Below are 19114 nucleotides of genomic sequence, written 5' to 3' on the forward strand. Positions count from 1 at the left end.
ATTATTTGGTCATATTATACTCAAAAACGTTATCCCACAATTCATCAATTGTAACAAGCGCTTCGTTTAACGGAATGACTTTCCATTTTCCGTTGGTTTCTATTCCTAAGCCGGTGTTTTTTAGCTTTAGTAAAGCATCATTTACATCAAAATCTAATTCGGTATTTAACTGAGAGGCAAACCAGGATTCAATTTGAAAATCCAGTTCTTGGGCAGTTAACGGATTTTGGCTTTTATTTAAAAAGGTATAAGCTAAAATAGTTTCTTTTAATGCTTCTTCTTCAGATGAATTTAAAAGGGAATAAAAGGCACCGCTGTTGTTTCCGACATTTTTAAAATACAAACTGTCTGAAAGCATTTTAGAATATCTGATTTTCTTGTTTATGAAATTATTGTATTGACGAAAGCAGTAGGCAGATAAAATTCCTAAAGCAATTAAACCTTGATTTAAGGAGGTTTTACTGTTTAATAAATCGATAGCTTCGCCGGTTTGATAAGCATTGTACATTTTTATTAAGGCCGGTATTACTTTGGCACTTAATAATGAAATACCTCCAAAAACTCCCGGAACCCAAAGCAGCAGTTTGTCTTTTAAAGACATTTTTGGAACTGCGTTTGGAAAAATTGTTTCAAGATCGTTTTTAGGAACGCGCTTAAAGATTTTTAAAGCTATAGAACCCGGATCAATTGGCATTTTTCCTAATTTGACTTTCTTCTGGGTCAAATAATCGGCATCGCTGTAATTGAGGTAAATAAGAACACGGTCATAATATTCGATTTCAACTTCTTTCTTCCAGAAATAATATTTTTTAACGGTTTCTTTTGCTTTATGATGGCCGCGAACATACAATTCGTAATCCTTAAAAGCGTGAAAATCAATTGCGAGATTTAAACCTATTAAATCAGATTCTGTAAAGGCTTCTTTTAAGGTTTCCTGATCGATTCTGTAATAATTACCGCGTTCTAAAACAGTAAGCAGTGTTTCTTTAAAAACAGAAAAATTGCTCTTGCCAATAAATCCTTCGCGTTCTTTTTCGCTCAAATCCGGATCATAGAGCGCGTAGTTATGTTTTAAGTTTCGATTAAGGTTAAAAGATTCATAGTGATAATAATGTTCGATAATATCGAATAATTTTTTAAAATCATCAACCTTTTGTTTGTCATCGGCGAAAGCTGCAATTTGCTGTTCGAGTAAGAATTCTTTATTAAACGGAATATATTGTTCTCGAGTCATATCGATCCTGGACTTTAATTTGTTTTTTGGCGTGGAAGCGCAAAGGTACAAAGGTTGTAAATAATTCAGCGGTTGATTATTGCTAAAAGATCTATAAAATTAAAACGCTTTGCAGGTTTGCTTATTTTGATAAAAACAAAAACCGCAAAGATATTTCTTTACGGCTTAGTTTCTTAGGGGAAATACATTAGATTATGCCCGGATCAGCTGCACAACTAATATTGTATCTATTGTATGAATAGATGTTTGGCGGCCCATTGCATAAACTTAGATATAGAGAGTTGGGATTCTTCTATTTCAGTCTTTTGCCTGCTCCCGGAGAAAAGAGCAGGGCCGCTCTTTTTGGTAATTTTGATCCAAATATTCTAATCGTATATACTTTTATTTATTCTGGTCTTTTTCTTTTTTTAATCTGGCAGCCTGATTCTCTCTCACGATCTTATATTCATTGTCAAGCTTCTTATATTCTTCCTTTATTAGATCGCAGATAATGCCTGCACGATCGCCTCGAATTGATTTGCGAATGTAATCGTAAGAATAACCGTGTTTTTCTTTGATAATCTTTAACACATCTTGATTGTAACTTGGCTTAGATTTTATATTTTTGTTCATTGCTTAATTTGTATTAAAAGTAAGACAAATATAGTAAGATATTTCTTAAGAATGAGTATAAATTAGATTATTTCTATAAAAAAACGACGCATTATGGCAGAGAATACTATAAATAGAATCAAACAGTATTTAGATTACAAAGGTATTAGAGTGGGTGCCTTTGAAAAAGTGGTGGGTATGTCTAACGGTTCTTTTGCAAGCCAGTTAAAACATAATAAAACAATAGGTGTAGATAAATTAGAAAATATCTTAAAAAAATATACCGATATTGATATTGAATGGCTTTTAACGGGAGAAGGGGATATGATTAAACTGGATATCCTGCGTGATACCGGTGAGATTTATAAAAAGACAGAAAAAATTACTGAGCAGGCTGTTAATTATAAAGACCTTGCTGAAGCCCGAAAGGAAACGATTGAAAGCCTGAAAAAGATTATTCAGCATTTAGATGAGCAAATTGCGGTTTACAAACAAAACAGCAATAGTATTTAAGTACTGATAAAATAAAAAGTGAGATTTCTAATCGTTACCAGCGATATGAAATCTCACTTTTTTGTTCCAAAAAAATTGACAAAATTTAACAAGTTTCCTTGCGGAAGACTATATTCTAAAAGAAAAAATTATTCACAGCAATTTTACTACTTATTAAAATTCTGGCAATGCGTATTTATACCTGTTTTTAGTTTTTCTTGAGGTTCAAAGGTTTTAATTGAGTTCGGATTTTTTTAATTCAATTATTTCCTGAATATATTGTATTAAGTTTTCTCTTTCTATCGAAAATAAGGCATTTTCATTTTCGGTGCGAAGGTATAAATCTGCAATAGTTTCGGCATCCATATTGTTGTTCAGGTAATGATCCTGGGCATATTTTATAAGATTTTCTAAAAAAAGTTCTTTCTGTCTTCCTTTTTCCAGGGTTTCTTCATCGCCATTTTTTATTTTTTCAATTTCAGATTCAGGTAAATCAATAGTAAGGTAAGTTATATCGACGGGAACTTTTGAAAGCATTTCTTCGGTAGTTTTTCCAGAACCATTGCAATAGGCACAGGGAGCCGGAACCCATTTTAATTGTTTGTTTAAACGTCTAATATCATCCCAATCAACAAAGCCTTTCCCAAGACATCTGGGACATTCTAAATTTGATTTTTTAAACAGGAAATTAAAAATGGACATTTTCTAACAAATTATATTAACATTTCTTAGGTCGCTAAGGTAATTATTTATGTAAGAAAACTATTTTCAATGTGATTTTTTTTTAAAAAGAAGAAAATTTTTCTGATTCGATTGCTTCCCGAAAATAGTTTTTAAATTTATCAGACAGGTTTTTGTCTTTAAATTTTATTATAGAGTATGTACTATCAAAAGCAATAATTTCAATTATGGAATTTTCAATTTGAAAGTTTTCATTTTCCCAAATCAGACCCTTTCCTTCGGCAGAAGGCAGGTTATTTTAATCAAAAGATATTTGCTCGTTTTCCGAAAAAAACGAAGATAGCGCGGATTTGTAATCCGTGCCCGCAAAGAGAATCAAAACAAGTCTAAAACAATTACGTCTAAATCATTACTTAGTCCTGCGTAATTTCTGGCTGAACTAAAAAAATAATCCTCAGGCAGTGTAACAATTTTTGAATTGACAGGATTATTATGAATGTAATTTACTTTTTGTTTAACAAACCAATTACTTTCTACAACTTCTGCATGATAACCATCTTGCCAAACCTTATATTTTTGTGCTCTTTTAAGATGTTCGCAGGCATTTTCGAAATGTTTTAAAAGCCATTCTCTCCGGCTTTCAGGTTCTTCAATTATAGTTTGGATAATTTTCTTTGAAGTGAATTTTTTAAAGTCACGGATAATATCAGATAAAACAGTACCATTAACTGCCCTGCAAAGCATATGAATGTGACTTGACATTATACAATAAGCATATATTTCCAGATTTTTGCTTTGCTGGCAATATTGCAATGCATTGATGATTACATAATTTTGATTTAATCGTGTAAAAATATCAACCCATCCTACGGTTGTTATGGTTATAAAATAAGCATTTTCAGGAGTTGTGGCTTTATATTTAGTAGACATTTTTTGATTCAAAAATAGTAAAAAAGCTACAATTTTTTATTTTGCAGCTTTTTTTACTTTGTGTCTTATTGTTGCGGGCACGGATTGCAAATCCGCGCTATCTTTGTCTGTAGATCAAAACCTGATCTCATTCGGCAGATATACGCAGCGATAGCGCAGATTTGCAATCCGTGCCCGCAAAGAAATTCACTTTACAAGGTTTTCAAGTTTGAGGATCTAATGCAAATACGTGCTATCTGATTTATTTATCAAAGCAAATTTCTTATTTATTTAATTTTTTATTTTATGAAAATCCGTAACTTATTAATTTTATTTTCAGGTAATTATATCGGTAAGTACAAACTAAACTCCTAATGTTTTTACCGGATTTAATTTAAAAGTTTACTTAATACCCGTAGACTTAGTATTGAAATAATTATATTAAAGTTTAGTCAGGAACTTTTTAGAGAAATATAGCCTGTACAAAATACCTGCAAATTTGCACAGGCCTATAATAGTTGTTTCGCTACGTTCTTAAATATTAGATTTTTTTGACACTTATTGGCTCTTTTTGAGTGTCTAACCAAACTCTATGATTTGTCTTAAAGAGCTTGAACAACGGAATTCCATATGATACAGTTATGAATGTTCGTTCTTGATTTTGTGGCACTTTTCCATAATCATAACCAATTCCTACTTGTATATCTAGTACTGATAAAGATAATGTTGGAGCAAATACGTTTTTTTGATTTTCTCCTGTAGTTGCTTGATACAAAACACCTAAATAAACACCTAATGTATTTGAGAAAGAGTCGTCGATAATTATTCCGTTACTATCTCTCGTAACTTCAGAACGTCCACCACAAATTCCAATTCCAAAACCAAAAGATGAAAAAAGAGAAATACTGCCTTTAGTATCACTTATTAAATTTCCACTTGAGTCATATTCTGGTTTAGTTATATCAAAACGTGCTACGGGTATAGTGAAGTTAGTATTAACAATTGTTCTTTTATAGGTGGCAACGGTACTTTTCATTAATAAATCTTCTGCAATTAATCTTTGAGAGGTATTAAAGTTCTTTCGTGCCGTATTCCCAACATATTTTGGATTACTTAATAATGTTACCATTTCAGAATCCGATAGTATTGGTTCTACAATTTTAGTTGATTCTTTTCCTGCGAGAGATTCCCAAATTATAGCATCAACTCCAGCGGCAACTCCTTTTAAAGGTGAATTTATTATTCCATCGTCAGGAATAGTAATATCAATTACTGCAGTTGCATTTGCGGGCTTAATATGCAGTATTGCATTTGGAGTTCCTTGTCCAATAACTTTTGTTTCTGTTAGCGATGTAATTTCAGGAATGGCTTGCGACCATATTAGAGAAGATGTTAAAGTAAAGAACGAAATTAATAAAAAGCGTAAAGTTGTTTTCATAATTAGTAGTTTTTTGATAGTTTATGGGTTAATTAGATTTTTTAACATTTGTTTAAACAAGATTACCACAATTTGAAAAAACAACACCGCGTATTTATACGGTATTTTATTACTAAAAAAAACAAAAAAAACACTCAACTAATTTAAGTTGAGTATTTTGTAAAATCTGTTAAACAAAAAAAAATTATTTCAAAAAACTATCTAATAAAATTGGATATTTCCTCCCAACAAGAATAATTTTCCCATTAGACACCGTAAGATTTTTAAACCGTATGGCTAATTGCGGAGTAGTATTTTAAGGCATGATCTTTTATTAAATCCCATTTATCAGTACCATTAATTATTTTTCGGGCATTTTTCCAGTCTTCAGTTGTTGGGTTGAAAAAAGTAGAAAGTTTTGCTCCGGTAAACCAGCCTTCTGTCATGCCCAAAAACATAATTTTGGTAGCATTGGAGGGTTTCATAACACCAGCAGCATTGTGTAAAAAATCCTGCCCTAGTTTTTTTCCGGCTTTATCATAATTTTCGTACCAGGTAAGCTGTACAAAACCACGGCCATAAAATATTTCTGTAGTATCTGTATATGGGATTCTTTTTCCGTTTTTACCTTTTGCCATTTTTAATCTGGTTCCATATGGGCGGTCTTTCCCTTTTCCCCATTCTTCAATAGGCTGCATGGTGCGTCCCGTTTCATGATGTGCAGTGGCCAGCATGTAAGCCAGCCAGCGATCGTCATTTTTGGCATAGTTAGCCTCCCATTCCTCTAAAATGGTATTTAATCCATTTACTTGTTTTGTGTTCATGCTGCCGCCAAAAAGACGGAGCTTTACCTGGTCGAAGAAAAATTTTTTGTTTATCATGATCGTTAGTTATTAATTAATTTATACTTCTGGCTGACATTTTTAGCAGCATTTATAAATTCTAAACCAGGGATGATAAACCGAAGCTGATTAACAGCAAAAAACTATACTTTTATATGAGTCGTAAACAGGCGTTTATGTTGGTTTGTTTTCCCGTGTTTTTTATTATTCCGTTTTTAATGAAGATTTCCCAAAACCATAGTTTATCCCAAATAGGGTAAAAAGATTGTTTTCCTGCCCGAAATTTTTACCGTAGGTACCGGTAAAATAGAGATTATCGTTTAGTTTGTATTCCAGAACACCAACTGTTCTTTCACTATTCAATGCACTGTTTCCTGAATATTCCCTTTTTAAATATTCGATTGAAATCGAAAAATCTTTAACGGTATATTCTGCTTTGAATCCATAATCAAAAGCTTTGTTCTTTTTAAACTCATCGAGGGTGTTTTCGACAAGGGCGTTATCTCTTATAAACCTTAAAGTTCCTAATATTGAAAGGTTGTCTTCTAATTTTTCTTTATCTATGCTAAAAGCATTTAATGAAGCATTGAACCAGAAACCGCTTCTGTTGAACCGGTTGTTTTCATATTTATTTCCAGGAATAGCTTCTGAATAAGCAAAAGCACCATCCAGCTGGAATAAAGGAAGTTCTTTTAGTGATTTCATGTTTTTTTGAACATCCTCGTCTGCGTCCAGTTTTTTTTCCATTTCTTCGGGTGAAGCCTCAATCAGGTTGTCAATTTGGGTTTCTATTGAAGCGATTTTAGATATAATTACAGCCTTTTTGTCCTGGTCTGGTTCATTATTTAAATCATTTCTGTATTTAACACGCAGCCCTAATAGTTTTTTCTTTTCGACATCGTTGCTCTTGATCTCTTTTATTTTTTCGGTAATATTTTTTAGGGATTGCTGTAATTTTTCGTTTTGCGCCGCTGTTCGATATGTGAATAAGTTAGTACGGACACCAAATGAAATATAATTAGTGTTCTTTATTAAACTTCCGGAAGTTGAATCACTAAATACAGAAGCTATAGAAATGCTCATTTTTCTCAGGATTCCGCTAAAATCAGATGTTTCTTTGTTTTCGGTATTAATACTAAGATATTGATAAACACTTGCGTTGTCTGATTTTGTGTACCAATAAGGTGAAATTTCCATTGCAAAATTCTTTGGTATTACCGTTCCGCTGCTGGTTAAACTAAGCAGGCTTACTGCCAAAGCTTTTGGATTGACCGGGCGCTCAATAGAAGTTGGCGCTATATCAAGAATTTGAAAACCAGGCGAATTAGGCGTCTTTAAGTCTTCAATATTAATTTCTTTCTGAGCACTTACATTTGATGTGATAAAGAAAATAAAAACAATTAATTGAATACAATTTTTCATGCTTAAAGAGTTATGTCAATAAATTTCTCAGCTCCAATCGTTTTTCCAGATGCACTTTTATGTTTGTCTGCCGGAAGACAGAGAAAAGGCTGCTGCTGTTCTTTTTTTCCTCCTTCCAGATAATATTTAATTTGTAAATTTTTGTAACAGGCAGGCCAGTCATCTTTTGGAATATGGTCCAAATAAATGTCAGTATCAATTTCGATAGATTTTCCAACTAAGTCCTTAGCTGTACCTAATAATGTTCTGGGGATAATACCAGTAGCATTTGGAGAATTTGCAATGATAATATAACTTCCATCAGTTAAATATTTGGTTACTTCAGTTTCAGCAATTCCAGGTGTTGATACTGTAACTGTAATAAAGATTGGATTGTCATTATTTTCTACTTGGTAAATTTCAGATTTCATAGTTAATACTTTTTAATGGAACTTAATTTTCGATTTACGAGGAATAATCTTTCTGTTTTTGTTTAAGCTAAATTACCACATTTTCAAAAACATCTGGTACGTATTTACACGGTATTTTATTACAAAAATAAGTTTCAACTAATTTAATTTGAGGTTCTTGTAAGCTTTGTTCAATAAAACTATTTCAGAAAACTATCTAGTAAAATCTGGTATTTCCTTCCAACGGGAATAATTTCGCCATTAGACATAGTGAGGTTTTTAAACGTAACTGAGGAGATTTTGTTTACGTTTACAATATAAGAGCGATGCACCTGCACAAAATTTGAGCTGTCAATTTCTGAAGCGATGCTTGAGAGCGAACCATAAACAATATGCGGCAAATTAAGTTTTGCGGAGTAAAGTTTCATGTAGTTGCCAAGGCTTTCGATATAAATAATATCACAGAGCGGCATATCGATTGTCTGTCCGTTTAAGCGGTAAGTGAGTACTTTTGTTCTGGTGTTATTTTCTTTTTTCAGGCTGTTACCAGAAAAATAAGTTTTAGCTTTTTCAATCGCTTTGGTGAATTTTTCAGGCGAAATAGGTTTTAGTAAATAATCGATAGCATCGTTTTGGTAAGCCGAAAGCGCAAAATCAGAATAAGCAGTGGTAACAATCGTGAGCGGTCGGTTGGGCTGGAGTTCCATTAATTCGACACCAGAAATTACAGGCATATTAATGTCTAGAAAAATAATATCATATTGGTTGGCATTAAGCAGTTTTAATGCTTCCATACCGCTAAAAGCACTGCCGGAATGTTCCAGTTCGTCAAACTTTGAAATATGTGAGGCAAGCGCCTTATGCGCCGGCGATTCATCGTCGATTATAAGACAACGGTAGGTAAGTGCCATATACTTAATTTTACAACAAACATATTTTTCTCTTTTTCACAGCTTAAATCATGCTTTAAACCATGAACTTCCAAACGTCTTTTTAAATTTTCAATTCCAATTCTTGTACCCGAAAGCCGTGATCCGGATTCGAGATAATTGTTTTTTATGGTAAAAGTCAAATTTCGTGATTTTACTTTTAAATCTAATGAAATAAAAGGCATTGAAGTTTCGGCAGAAAATTTAACTGCATTTTCTACTAAAGGCAAAAAGAACAAAGGCGGAATCTCGATTTCGTCAAAAGCACCTTCAAAATTCTGCGTAATGTTTAAACGATCATTCCTAAAAGAATAATATTCAATGTATTTTTTAACGAAAGCAATTTCTTCTTCAACTAAAACATAATCTTTTTTAGTGGCTTCGATTTGGTAACGCAGCATATCTGAAAGATTTAGGATTCTGTCCGGAACTTTATCTGGTTCTGTTAGCGCTTCTCCGTAAAGATTATTCATGGCATTCAATAAAAAATGAGGGTTCAGCTGTTGTTTTAAAAATGAAAGTTCAGACTTGAAATTCATAATATCCTTATCAGTATCCATAATTTTTTTAGTAATAACTACATGGATAAAATAAAAAAACATTCCGTTTATAATCAGCGATAATATCTGGAGGGTTTTAAAGTTTCCTAAACCTACCAGAGGAAAAAACCAATTCATAAAAAAATAAAAAGCTGTCCAGTAAATGGCAAAAAGCATAAAGAAAGTTTTTATCTTTTTTTTAAATAGAAAACACTTAATGATACACAGGTTAAAAATGGTAATCCATATAATGCAGGGAAAATATCCAACAGATATTTTACTGAGCATATAATACAAATCGTGGCCGTCTAATCGTACTTCGTCATATACACAGGCAAAAATTACCACAAATATAAAGCTGTGTACGATGAGGTTTCTAAGGAAAAAGTTCTGATAAATTTTAAGAATCGTCATAACGGCAAAATTAGTCTAATATTATAGTTTATAACTATTTGCGGCCGATAAATTATACAAACGCCATTCGTATAAATGATACGCCACTGGTATAAATATCCTGTTATAATAGGAATTGCTCCATTACTTTTGAACCCGAATTTCAATTATTATCCAAAACAAAAGTTTATATAATCCAAAGTTTATGAAATCACGAATCATTTCAGTTTTAATTGTATTTACATCTTTGCAGGCTGCAGCGCAGGAAAAAGAACCGGGCATGAAAACCCTTGGTAAAGCACTGGTAGATAAATTTCCAACGACAAGAACTTTTGATGTGCAGTATGAGCAGTTAGGACCGTCAAATTATGATTCGGATTTAATGGGGAATAATTTTGAAAGAGGCCGAATTGAAAGCCATAATCGATTTAAAGCGGCCTTTAATATGCCTTTTTATGCTTCAAAATCTAAAAGGTTTGTATTGACGACTTCGCTTCGTTATAAATTTGAAAGTTATGAATTTGGCAATATTTATAACTATAATAGCACTGAAACTTATACGAAAGAGCGTCAGGAATTTCATTATTGGGCTGGTGCTTTGAGTGCCACTTATATGTCGTCGCTTTTTAAAAAGCCTGTTATATATAACGCAACAGCAATTGTTGATGGAAATAAAGATGATTTTCAGCGTATAAAAGGTTTTGTTTCGGCTGCTATTGTGCTTAAGCGAGCGCAGAATACAACAATTACGGCCGGAGCCCTGGTTTTGCTGGATCCGTCGTCAATTGTGCCGGTAACACCGCTTTTTACACTGAATCATAAATTTAAAAATTCTAAATGGGATATGGATTTTATTTTGCCGCAGCGCCTTTTGTTTAGAAGGGAATTATTAGAAAATGGAAGAATTTCGCTGGGAACTGAACTGAATACTGAAAGTTTTTACTTAAATTTAAATACCTCAAATTTAAAAGGCATTTATGAACTCAATCAGTTAGAGTTAAAATCCGGAATTACCTACGAATACTGTTTTACACCCAAAATAATTGGATTTGTAAAAGGTGGTATCAATAATGTTTTAAGTACCCGTATTACCGAAAAAGGAGAACGTACCAATCGATATGTGTACGATCAGAAGGAAGACCCGCAGGGATATTTTAAAATTGGAATCTCTTATAATCTTTTTCAACGAAATTAATTCAGCAGTTTAAAAGTTAAATAAAAAGTTATGGTTGTTGAAATTTTTAAAACAAACGTCTGTAAAGAATCAGATAAAAATTATATCATTGCCGTTATCCAGGCTCAGTTCCCGGATTATAAAATCAATTTTGATCTCGAAGACTGTGACAAAATATTACGCGTTGAAGGAGTTGAACTTCAGTGTGATAATATAATAGATTATGTAAACTGTCTTGGTTACACCTGTATCCGTTTAGATTAACATTTTATTAAATAAAACAGGTAGAAATACGCAGCTGAATATATCAGTTTATAAATAGTTTTGTGTAATAATTTATTTCTAAAAATTAAACAAATAAGATGATAAGTTTCATACTTTCGGTTTTCGTTTTTCTTTTAAAACAGTTTTGTTAGAATAACTGTTTGGTTTATTGTTAATACTTTTTCAACATGAGACAGTTAATTCTGTTTTTGGGCATTATTTTCTACATTTGTGCCTTATGAAAAAAGCTTTCCAACTCTTTGATTTTACCCAAAAGGTCAATTATAAAAATGAAATTTTAGCCGGATTTACTGTCGCCATGACGATGATTCCGGAATCTTTGTCTTTTGCTATTTTGGCCGGATTTCCGCCTTTGGTTGGATTATATGCCGCTTTTATTGCCGGATTAGTTACCGCAGTTTTTGGCGGAAGACCCGGAATGATTTCTGGTGGAGCAGGAGCAACGGTAATCGTTTTGATTGCCTTAATGAAATCGCACGGAATAGAATACGTGTTTGCAGCCGTCGCACTTGGCGGTGTCGTACAAATTTGTATCGGGCTTTTCAAACTCGGAAAATTTATTCGGTTAGTACCGCAGCCCGTAATGTTTGGTTTCGTAAACGGTTTGGCAGTCGTGATTTTTATGTCGCAGTTAGAGCAGTTTAAAACCATTGTAAACGGTCAGGTTTCCTGGCTTCAGGGAACACCTTTATATATTATGCTGGGTTTGGTTGCGCTTACGGTTGCTATTGTTTTGGTTTTTCCAAAAATAACAAAAACAGTTCCGGCATCGTTGGTTGCTATAATGATTGTTTTTGCTTTGGTAATTGTGTTTAATATCGAAACCAAAACGGTCGAAGATATTGCATCGGTTCAAGGCGGATTTCCTCCATTTCATATTCCGAATATTCCAATTTCTTTTGAAACTTTAAAAATAATCTTTCCCTATTCTGTAATTGTTGCGGCGGTTGGTTTGACCGAAGGTTTGCTTACGCTGAATTTAGTCGACGAAATTACCGGAACCAGAGGCAACAGCAATCGAGAATGTATTGCACAGGGAAGCTCAAATATTTTAAATGGTTTTTTCTACGGAATGGGAGGCTGCCCAATGATTGCGCAGACTTTAGTAAATCTGGGCGCAGGTTCAAGAGCAAGACTTTCAGGCATTATTGCCGCTTTGACAATTTTAATTATTATACTTTTTGGTGCGCCTGTAATTGGAAAATTACCAATGGCGGCTTTAGTCGGCGTTATGATGATGGTAGCGATTACTACTTTTGAATGGGCAAGTTTCAGGATTATCAACAAAATGCCAAAACATGATATTTTCGTCGGAATTCTGGTTGCCTTAATTACAATTGTATTGCATAATCTGGCTTTGGCGGTTTTAATTGGCGTGATCATTTCGGCCTTAGTTTTTGCCTGGGAAAGTGCCAAAAGAATCCGTGCCAGACATTTTTTTGATGAAAATGGAGTAAAACATTATGAAATTTATGGTCCGTTATTCTTCGGTTCCATAACTGCTTTTTTAGAAAAGTTTGATGTGCAGAATGACCCAAATCATGTAATTATTGATTTTAAAGAAAGCCGTGTTTCTGACATGTCGGCAATTGAAGCATTAAACAATCTGACCAAAAAATACAATCAGGAAAATAAAACCATAGAATTACAGCATTTAAGCCCGGACTGCAGACAATTACTTAAAAATGCCGACGCCGTTATTAATGTCAATGTAATTGAAGATCCTACGTACAAAGTAGTGTCTTAATAATGGTGAATTGTTAATTATTGATTGTTGAATTAATTTATTCGTCCCAATTTTCTGTAGAGGCGCACAGCATTGCGTCTCACGCAACGTAACCACAATATTTGATATACGTGATGTAGACGCACTGCTGTGCGTCTCTACGGATATGCGTTGTGTTGATTTTTTTCTAATTATAGCAATTTATCATCCCAATTTTCTGTAGAGGCGCACAGCAGTGCGTCTCACGCAACGTAATCACAATATTTGATATACGAGACGTAGACGCACTGCTGTGCGTCTCTACGGATATGCGTTGTGTTGATTTTTTTCTAATTATAGCAATTTATCATCCCAATTTTCTGTAGAGGCGCACAGCAGTGCGTCTCACGCAACGTAACCACAATATTTGACATACGAGACGTAGACGCACTGTTGTGCGTCTCTACGGATATGCGTTGTGTTGATTTTTTTGTAATTATAGCAATTTATCCATTCCAATTTTCTGTAGAGGCGCACAGCAGTGCGTCTCACGCAACGTAACCACAATATTTGACATACGAGACCTAGACGCACTGTTGTGCGTCTCTACAGATATGCATTGCGTTAAATCATTACCTCAATTCTCTAATTATCAAATTATCTAATTTTGTTTGATTTTCGTAACTTTGTAAAATGAAATTAACAGAAACCTTAGAAGATTTTTACACGATAAAAGTAAACGGAATGCCCGAGAATCTTAAAAAAGAAATCGGACATTTTAATGTTTTTAAATTGGATGATTTTGTTGGAAGCATCTGTAAACCATTTCCATACACTCGGAAAGACTTTTATAAAATCAGTTTGATCATCGGGAAAAACAAGGTGCATTATGCTGATAAAATCTCGGTAATTGAAGATCAGGCTTTGTTTTTTGCCAATCCGCAGATTCCGTATAATTGGGAGCAGGTTGATGAAAACCAAACAGGATTTTTCTGCATTTTTACCGATGCTTTTTTTAGTCAATATGGTAATTTAAAAGAATATCCATTGTTTCAACCGGGCGGAAATCCGATTGTTCCGATTTCTATGGAATTGGCCGAATCTTTAAAAACGGTTTATTTAAGAATGTTTGATGAAATTAATTCTGATTACGCATTTAAATATGATGTACTCCGAAATCTGGTTTTCGAAATTATTCATCTTGCACTCAAAACCCAAACGGTAACTACTTCATTATATAGTAAATCAAACGCCACAATAAGAATTTCTTCCTTGTTTCTGGAATTACTAGAACGTCAGTTTCCGATTGAATCGATTACGCAGCAAGTTAATTTTCGCTCGCCTTCAGAATATGCAAACCAATTAAATGTACATGTGAATCATTTGAATAAAGCATTAAAAGAAACCACAGGAAAAACAACTTCGCAGATTATTTCTGAAAGAATTGTTCAGGAAGCGATGATTTTGCTCAAACAAACCAATTGGAATATTAATGAAATTGCATGGTGTTTAGGCTTCGAAGAATTGTCTCATTTTATCAATTTCTTCAAAAAAAATGTTCAGGTTTCGCCCAAAAACTATCGTTTAACCGAAATTGTTTGATTTTCGTAACTTCTTGCTTGATTACTTTAATTTTTCAGAAGCACTTCACCAGTAACTTTGTCCTGTAATTAAAACGTAAAAATTTAAAATCATGGGAAATAACAAAGTTTGGTTTATAACAGGTGCCTCAAAAGGCATTGGATTAGAATTAGCTAAAAAACTATTGGCAGAAGGTTATAAAGTAGCCGCAACATCAAGAAGCGAAGAAGCTTTAGTAAAAGTATTAGGAAATCCATCTGAAAATTTTCTTCCACTGGAAATGGATTTAGTTAATGAGAAAAGTGTAAAAAATGCAATTGAATTAGCGGTCAGCCATTTTAAAACAATTGATGTTTTAGTAAACAATGCAGGTTATGGTTTATTAGGAACATTAGAAGAATTGACGGATGCAGAATCAAGAAAAAATTACGAAGTAAATGTTTTCGGATTACTGAATGTGATCAGAAATACAATGCCGTATATGCGTGCTGCGAGATCTGGACACATTTTTAATATTTCTTCTGTTGGAGGTTATTATGGAGAATTTCCGGGCTGGGGAATTTACTGCTCTACAAAATTTGCAGTTGCTGGTTTAACGGAATCTTTATCTGCAGAAATTAAACCTTTTGGGGTTCACGCGACTATCGTTTATCCGGGGTATTTTAGAACGGATTTCTTAAAAGACAGTTCGTTATTACTGCCAGAAAATCCAATTGCAGAATACAAAAACGTAAGAGAATCTGAAAGTGCTCACAAAGATGATATCAACGGAAATCAGCCTGGAGATCCTGTAAAATTAGCAGAAGCTTTAATTAAAGCAAGTCAAGATCAAAATCCACCGTTACATTTGTTTTTAGGAGAGGATGCATACAATATGGCAAATCAAAAAATAGCAAGTGTTCAGGGTGAATTGGAAGAATGGAAAGAAGTTTCAGTATCAACTGGATTCTAATTTGACAATGAGAGAATGTGCCAATTTGAAAATTAGATAATTTTTGAATTAGTTAATTCTGAGGTTAGATTGTTGTAATGATTTCTAATTTCAATTGCCTCCAGATTTATCTGGAGGGATAAATAAAGCAAAGCAAAAGGCTTTAGCCAAAACTTTAAAAGTTCGGCTAAAGCCTTTTATGTATTTCATAAAATAAACCTCCAGTTAAAACTGGAGGCAATTCATTTTTTAATGATTGAAAAAATAAATAGATTCCAATTTTCTGTAGAGACGCACAGCTGTGCGTCTACGTCTCGTATATCAAATATTGGGGTTACGTTGCGTTAGACGCACAGCTGTGCGTCTCTACAGAAAATTGGGACGTATAAATCAATTCAAAAATTATCTAATTTTCAAATTGACACATTATCTAATTGACCAACATCGATTTTACATCACTCAACTTCCCATCAACCTGATCAATCTGCAATCCTAAAATATGGGCAATTAGCGGATAAACTGAAACGTTTTGAAATGTTGGAACTATTTTGTCTACTTTAAAAGCTGGTCCTTTTGCATAAAAAATGGCATGCATATCTTTCTCGTCATTGTCATATCCATGTGTACCGCCATTTATGTGAGTACTTTCTTTACCAACTAAACTCCATCCTTTATCTGCTTCAATAACGAAATCATGAACACGCGGATTTGTTCCATAATGTAACCTCTTCGGAACTTCTGTTGATTTCCAAAATTTGATATGCGGTACTTTTTTTAAAGTTTTTGCGATTGAATCCTGAAAACCTGGTTTTGCCTGAAGACTCATAATTGGATTAATTACGTCTTTGTAACCCAGCCATTCCGGTTTTAAATAATCCAGAACAGCAACTTTTTTATCATTGCTGATATCAGCCATTCCGTGATCTGAAACAATAATTAAATTGATTTGTTTTCCGATGGCTAATTGATCTAATTTTTTAGACAATTCACCCATAATAGAATCCATTTTAATGACCATTTTTTTGTTTTCAGGAGAAAGCGGACCAAAATTATGTCCCGTATGATCTGGTTCATCAAAATATAAAGTCACTAAATGCGGACGTTGTTTCTCTGGAAGCTGTAACCATTTTAAAACGGTATCGATTCTTGCTCCATACGGAATTTTATTATCGTAATTTTTAAAATAACTAGGATTTCTTTTGTCAATATCAGAACCTGGCCAGAAGAATGATGCCGCTTTTACACCTTGCTGCTCAGCCACATTCCAAATAGGATTTCCGCCATAAAAACGTGAATCATTTTTTGCTTTGGATGACAATGAAAATATTTCATTTAGTGATGCGTCATAAAAAACATTATTGATGATTCCGTGATGATCTGGATAAAGTCCCGTCACAATAGAATAATGATTGGGAAAAGTTTTACTTGGATAAGAAGGTTTCATTGATTTTGCATGAACGCCTTCTTTTGCAATCTGCTTTAAATTTTGAAGATTAAATTGTTTTTGATAATCCCAGCGAAATCCATCCATAGAAACTAAAACTACATAAGTGTCTTTATTAGATTGGGCTTGTAAAATAAAAGAAAGTGAAAGAAAGATTAAAGACAGGAGAGCAGTTAAATACTTTTTCATTATTCAGAATTATTGAGTTGTAAAGTTATCAATAACCGCTTTTATCAGCAAAAACAGAATGTTAAACAATCATAAAATAAAAAAAGTTTGCCACGAATTACACGAATTTCCACGAATTATTTTTTTTAGCCACAGATTAAAAGGATTAAAAAAGATTATAATCCGTGAGAATCTTTTTAATCTGTGGCAAACTTTTTTTACATAAATAATTCGTGGCAAAAGAAAATCCTTTTAATCAGTGAAATCTGTGGCAAAAAAAAACGCCAGATGAATATCTGGCGTTTAAGTTTTAAGAAAAGAACGATTACATCATTCCTGGCATACCGCCGCCCATTGGCATTCCGCCTCCGGCACTTTCTTCTTTAATATCAATTAATGCACATTCTGTAGTTAAGATCATTCCAGAAACAGATGCAGCATTTTCAAGAGCCACACGAGTTACTTTTTTAGGATCGATAATTCCAGCTTTAAGCATATCTACATATTCGTCAGTTTTAGCGTTGTATCCAAAATCACCTGAACCTTCACCTACTTTTGCTACAACTACAGAACCTTCAAGACCAGCATTTTCTACAATTGTTCTTAATGGAGATTCAACTGCACGAGAAACAATCTGGATTCCAGTTGCTTCGTCAGCATTATCAGCGTTAAGTTTAGCTAAAACAGCTTTTGCTCTTAATAAAGCAACGCCGCCGCCAGCAACAATTCCTTCTTCAACAGCAGCACGAGTTGCGTGTAATGCATCATCAACTCTGTCTTTTTTCTCTTTCATTTCAACTTCAGAAGCTGCACCAACATAAAGAACAGCAACACCACCGGCTAATTTAGCCAAACGCTCCTGCAATTTTTCTTTATCATAATCAGATGTTGTAGTTTCCATCTGACCTTTAATTTGGTTTACTCTGTTTTTGATGATATCTGCTTCACCAGCACCGCTTACGATAGTTGTATTGTCTTTATCGATAGAAACTCTTTTTGCGTTTCCTAACATTTCGATAGTTGTATTTTCAAGAGTATATCCTCTTTCTTCAGAAATTACAGTTCCACCAGTTAAGATTGCGATATCTTCTAACATTGCTTTTCTTCTGTCTCCAAAACCAGGAGCTTTTACAGCAGCAATTTTAAGAGCGCCTCTTAATTTGTTTACTACAAGAGTTGAAAGAGCTTCTCCGTCAACATCTTCAGCAATAATCAATAATGGTTTTCCGGATTGTGCTACTGGCTCTAAAACCGGTAATAATTCTTTTAAAGAAGATACTTTTTTGTCGTATAATAAAATGTATGGAGAGTCTAATTCAACTTCCATTTTCTCTGGGTTTGTTACAAAGTATGGAGAAAGATATCCTCTGTCAAACTGCATTCCTTCAACAACGTCAACAAAAGTATCAGTTCCTTTAGCTTCTTCAACAGTAATAACTCCTTCTTTTCCAACTTTAGCGAAAGCCGCAGCAATCAATTCACCAATAACTTCGTCGTTATTTGCAGAGATAGAAGCAATTTGTTTGATTTTGTCAGAATCACTTCCAACAACTTTAGCTTGTTTTGCTAAGTCAGCAACGATAGCTTCAACTGCTTTATCGATTCCGCGTTTCAAATCCATTGGATTTGCACCGGCAGCAACGTTTTTAAGACCTTCTTTTACGATTGCCTGAGCTAAAACTGTAGCAGTTGTAGTTCCGTCACCCGCTAAATCATTGGTTTTAGAAGCAACTTCTTTAACCATTTGAGCGCCCATATTTTCTAATGGGTCTTTTAATTCGATTTCTTTTGCAACCGAAACACCATCTTTAGTAACCGTTGGTCCACCAAATGATTTTCCAATAATTACATTACGACCTTTTGGTCCAAGCGTTACTTTTACAGCATTTGCTAATGCATCAACACCACGTTTTAATCCGTCACGTGCTTCAATATCAAATTTTATATCTTTTGCCATTTTTTATTTTTGCTTTAGGCAGTAGGCTTTA

18 protein-coding genes are annotated in these 19114 nt (G+C 33.7%); 6 read left to right on the forward strand and 12 right to left on the reverse strand.

Features of this window, described 5'->3' with window-relative positions; genetic code table 11:
* Position 1: 1 nt before the first annotated feature.
* Positions 2-1234 (reverse strand): TMEM143 family protein, encoded by a 1233-nt coding sequence (locus AABD74_RS08965; RefSeq protein WP_406845294.1) that lies wholly within the window; start codon positions 1232-1234, stop codon positions 2-4.
* A gap of 381 nt (positions 1235-1615) precedes the next feature.
* Positions 1616-1846: a hypothetical protein gene (locus tag AABD74_RS08970; protein WP_406845295.1), complete on the reverse strand. Its 231-nt coding sequence runs from the start codon at positions 1844-1846 to the stop codon at positions 1616-1618.
* Between the two features lie 93 nt (positions 1847-1939).
* On the opposite strand from AABD74_RS08970, the gene AABD74_RS08975 reads away from it, so the two are divergent.
* The gene (locus AABD74_RS08975; protein ID WP_406845296.1) at positions 1940-2338 is read left to right on the forward strand and encodes a hypothetical protein; all 399 of its coding nucleotides are present in this window, start codon (positions 1940-1942) and stop codon (positions 2336-2338) included.
* A 213-nt stretch (positions 2339-2551) separates the two neighbouring features.
* Here the strand turns inward: AABD74_RS08975 and AABD74_RS08980 are convergent, their stop codons facing one another.
* The 8 genes from AABD74_RS08980 to AABD74_RS09015 all read right to left on the reverse strand — a co-directional run bounded on the left by AABD74_RS08980 (position 2552) and on the right by AABD74_RS09015 (position 9622).
* Positions 2552-3019 carry a hypothetical protein gene (locus AABD74_RS08980; protein ID WP_406845297.1) on the reverse strand — a complete coding sequence of 156 codons (468 nt, stop codon included), beginning with the start codon at positions 3017-3019 and terminating at the stop codon, positions 2552-2554.
* A gap of 354 nt (positions 3020-3373) precedes the next feature.
* Positions 3374-3928, reverse strand: coding sequence for an REP-associated tyrosine transposase (locus AABD74_RS08985; RefSeq protein ID WP_406845298.1), 555 nt, complete (start codon positions 3926-3928; stop codon positions 3374-3376).
* 520 nt (positions 3929-4448) lie between these two features.
* Positions 4449-5345, reverse strand: coding sequence for a hypothetical protein (locus AABD74_RS08990; protein ID WP_232681665.1), 897 nt, complete (start codon positions 5343-5345; stop codon positions 4449-4451).
* A 263-nt stretch (positions 5346-5608) separates the two neighbouring features.
* Positions 5609-6205 (reverse strand): glycoside hydrolase family 19 protein, encoded by a 597-nt coding sequence (locus tag AABD74_RS08995; protein ID WP_232681666.1) that lies wholly within the window; start codon positions 6203-6205, stop codon positions 5609-5611.
* Positions 6206-6370: 165 nt separating this feature from the next.
* On the reverse strand, positions 6371-7588 hold the full coding sequence (locus tag AABD74_RS09000) for a hypothetical protein (protein ID WP_406845299.1): 1218 nt from the start codon (positions 7586-7588) through the stop codon (positions 6371-6373).
* 2 nt (positions 7589-7590) lie between these two features.
* Positions 7591-7998 carry a hypothetical protein gene (locus AABD74_RS09005; RefSeq protein ID WP_406845300.1) on the reverse strand — a complete coding sequence of 136 codons (408 nt, stop codon included), beginning with the start codon at positions 7996-7998 and terminating at the stop codon, positions 7591-7593.
* 179 nt (positions 7999-8177) lie between these two features.
* Complete coding sequence (locus AABD74_RS09010) at positions 8178-8888, reverse strand: LytTR family DNA-binding domain-containing protein (RefSeq protein ID WP_232681671.1); 711 nt, start codon at positions 8886-8888, stop codon at positions 8178-8180.
* Positions 8861-9622 carry a sensor histidine kinase gene (locus tag AABD74_RS09015; RefSeq protein WP_232681672.1) on the reverse strand — a complete coding sequence of 254 codons (762 nt, stop codon included), beginning with the start codon at positions 9620-9622 and terminating at the stop codon, positions 8861-8863. Before AABD74_RS09015 ends, AABD74_RS09010 begins: the two co-directional genes overlap by 28 nt.
* Before the next feature lie 421 nt (positions 9623-10043).
* On the opposite strand from AABD74_RS09015, the gene AABD74_RS09020 reads away from it, so the two are divergent.
* From AABD74_RS09020 to AABD74_RS09040, 5 genes are all read left to right on the forward strand, one after another.
* Positions 10044-11033: a hypothetical protein gene (locus AABD74_RS09020; protein WP_406845301.1), complete on the forward strand. Its 990-nt coding sequence runs from the start codon at positions 10044-10046 to the stop codon at positions 11031-11033.
* Between the two features lie 30 nt (positions 11034-11063).
* The gene (locus AABD74_RS09025; protein ID WP_232681674.1) at positions 11064-11276 is read left to right on the forward strand and encodes a hypothetical protein; all 213 of its coding nucleotides are present in this window, start codon (positions 11064-11066) and stop codon (positions 11274-11276) included.
* 238 nt (positions 11277-11514) lie between these two features.
* A complete protein-coding gene (locus AABD74_RS09030; protein WP_406845302.1) occupies positions 11515-13044 on the forward strand; it encodes a SulP family inorganic anion transporter in 1530 nt (509 codons plus the stop codon).
* Positions 13045-13695: 651 nt separating this feature from the next.
* Positions 13696-14604: an AraC family transcriptional regulator gene (locus AABD74_RS09035; RefSeq protein ID WP_232681676.1), complete on the forward strand. Its 909-nt coding sequence runs from the start codon at positions 13696-13698 to the stop codon at positions 14602-14604.
* A 91-nt stretch (positions 14605-14695) separates the two neighbouring features.
* Positions 14696-15535 (forward strand): oxidoreductase, encoded by an 840-nt coding sequence (locus AABD74_RS09040; RefSeq protein WP_406845303.1) that lies wholly within the window; start codon positions 14696-14698, stop codon positions 15533-15535.
* Positions 15536-15944: 409 nt separating this feature from the next.
* Here AABD74_RS09040 and AABD74_RS09045 read toward each other — a convergent pair whose 3' ends face one another.
* Together AABD74_RS09045 and groL are read right to left on the reverse strand one after the other, a co-directional pair.
* Complete coding sequence (locus AABD74_RS09045) at positions 15945-17147, reverse strand: ectonucleotide pyrophosphatase/phosphodiesterase (protein ID WP_406845304.1); 1203 nt, start codon at positions 17145-17147, stop codon at positions 15945-15947.
* Between the two features lie 304 nt (positions 17148-17451).
* Positions 17452-19083 carry a chaperonin GroEL gene (groL, locus tag AABD74_RS09050; protein ID WP_232681680.1) on the reverse strand — a complete coding sequence of 544 codons (1632 nt, stop codon included), beginning with the start codon at positions 19081-19083 and terminating at the stop codon, positions 17452-17454.
* Positions 19084-19114: the final 31 nt, after the last annotated feature.

Origin of the sequence: Flavobacterium soyae (genome assembly GCF_045348165.1) — a bacterium.
Taxonomy (GTDB): domain Bacteria; phylum Bacteroidota; class Bacteroidia; order Flavobacteriales; family Flavobacteriaceae; genus Flavobacterium; species Flavobacterium soyae.

Coding starts and splice junctions, on each gene's coding strand:
- AABD74_RS08965 (WP_406845294.1), bottom strand. CDS start 1,234: ATGACTCGAGAACAATATATTCCGTTTAATAAAGAATTCTTACTCGAA.
- AABD74_RS08970 (WP_406845295.1), bottom strand. CDS start 1,846: ATGAACAAAAATATAAAATCTAAGCCAAGTTACAATCAAGATGTGTTA.
- AABD74_RS08975 (WP_406845296.1), top strand. CDS start 1,940: ATGGCAGAGAATACTATAAATAGAATCAAACAGTATTTAGATTACAAA.
- AABD74_RS08980 (WP_406845297.1), bottom strand. CDS start 3,019: ATGTCCATTTTTAATTTCCTGTTTAAAAAATCAAATTTAGAATGTCCC.
- AABD74_RS08985 (WP_406845298.1), bottom strand. CDS start 3,928: ATGTCTACTAAATATAAAGCCACAACTCCTGAAAATGCTTATTTTATA.
- AABD74_RS08990 (WP_232681665.1), bottom strand. CDS start 5,345: ATGAAAACAACTTTACGCTTTTTATTAATTTCGTTCTTTACTTTAACA.
- AABD74_RS08995 (WP_232681666.1), bottom strand. CDS start 6,205: ATGATAAACAAAAAATTTTTCTTCGACCAGGTAAAGCTCCGTCTTTTT.
- AABD74_RS09000 (WP_406845299.1), bottom strand. CDS start 7,588: ATGAAAAATTGTATTCAATTAATTGTTTTTATTTTCTTTATCACATCA.
- AABD74_RS09005 (WP_406845300.1), bottom strand. CDS start 7,998: ATGAAATCTGAAATTTACCAAGTAGAAAATAATGACAATCCAATCTTT.
- AABD74_RS09010 (WP_232681671.1), bottom strand. CDS start 8,888: ATGGCACTTACCTACCGTTGTCTTATAATCGACGATGAATCGCCGGCG.
- AABD74_RS09015 (WP_232681672.1), bottom strand. CDS start 9,622: ATGCTTTTTGCCATTTACTGGACAGCTTTTTATTTTTTTATGAATTGG.
- AABD74_RS09020 (WP_406845301.1), top strand. CDS start 10,044: ATGAAATCACGAATCATTTCAGTTTTAATTGTATTTACATCTTTGCAG.
- AABD74_RS09025 (WP_232681674.1), top strand. CDS start 11,064: ATGGTTGTTGAAATTTTTAAAACAAACGTCTGTAAAGAATCAGATAAA.
- AABD74_RS09030 (WP_406845302.1), top strand. CDS start 11,515: ATGAAAAAAGCTTTCCAACTCTTTGATTTTACCCAAAAGGTCAATTAT.
- AABD74_RS09035 (WP_232681676.1), top strand. CDS start 13,696: ATGAAATTAACAGAAACCTTAGAAGATTTTTACACGATAAAAGTAAAC.
- AABD74_RS09040 (WP_406845303.1), top strand. CDS start 14,696: ATGGGAAATAACAAAGTTTGGTTTATAACAGGTGCCTCAAAAGGCATT.
- AABD74_RS09045 (WP_406845304.1), bottom strand. CDS start 17,147: ATGAAAAAGTATTTAACTGCTCTCCTGTCTTTAATCTTTCTTTCACTT.
- groL (WP_232681680.1), bottom strand. CDS start 19,083: ATGGCAAAAGATATAAAATTTGATATTGAAGCACGTGACGGATTAAAA.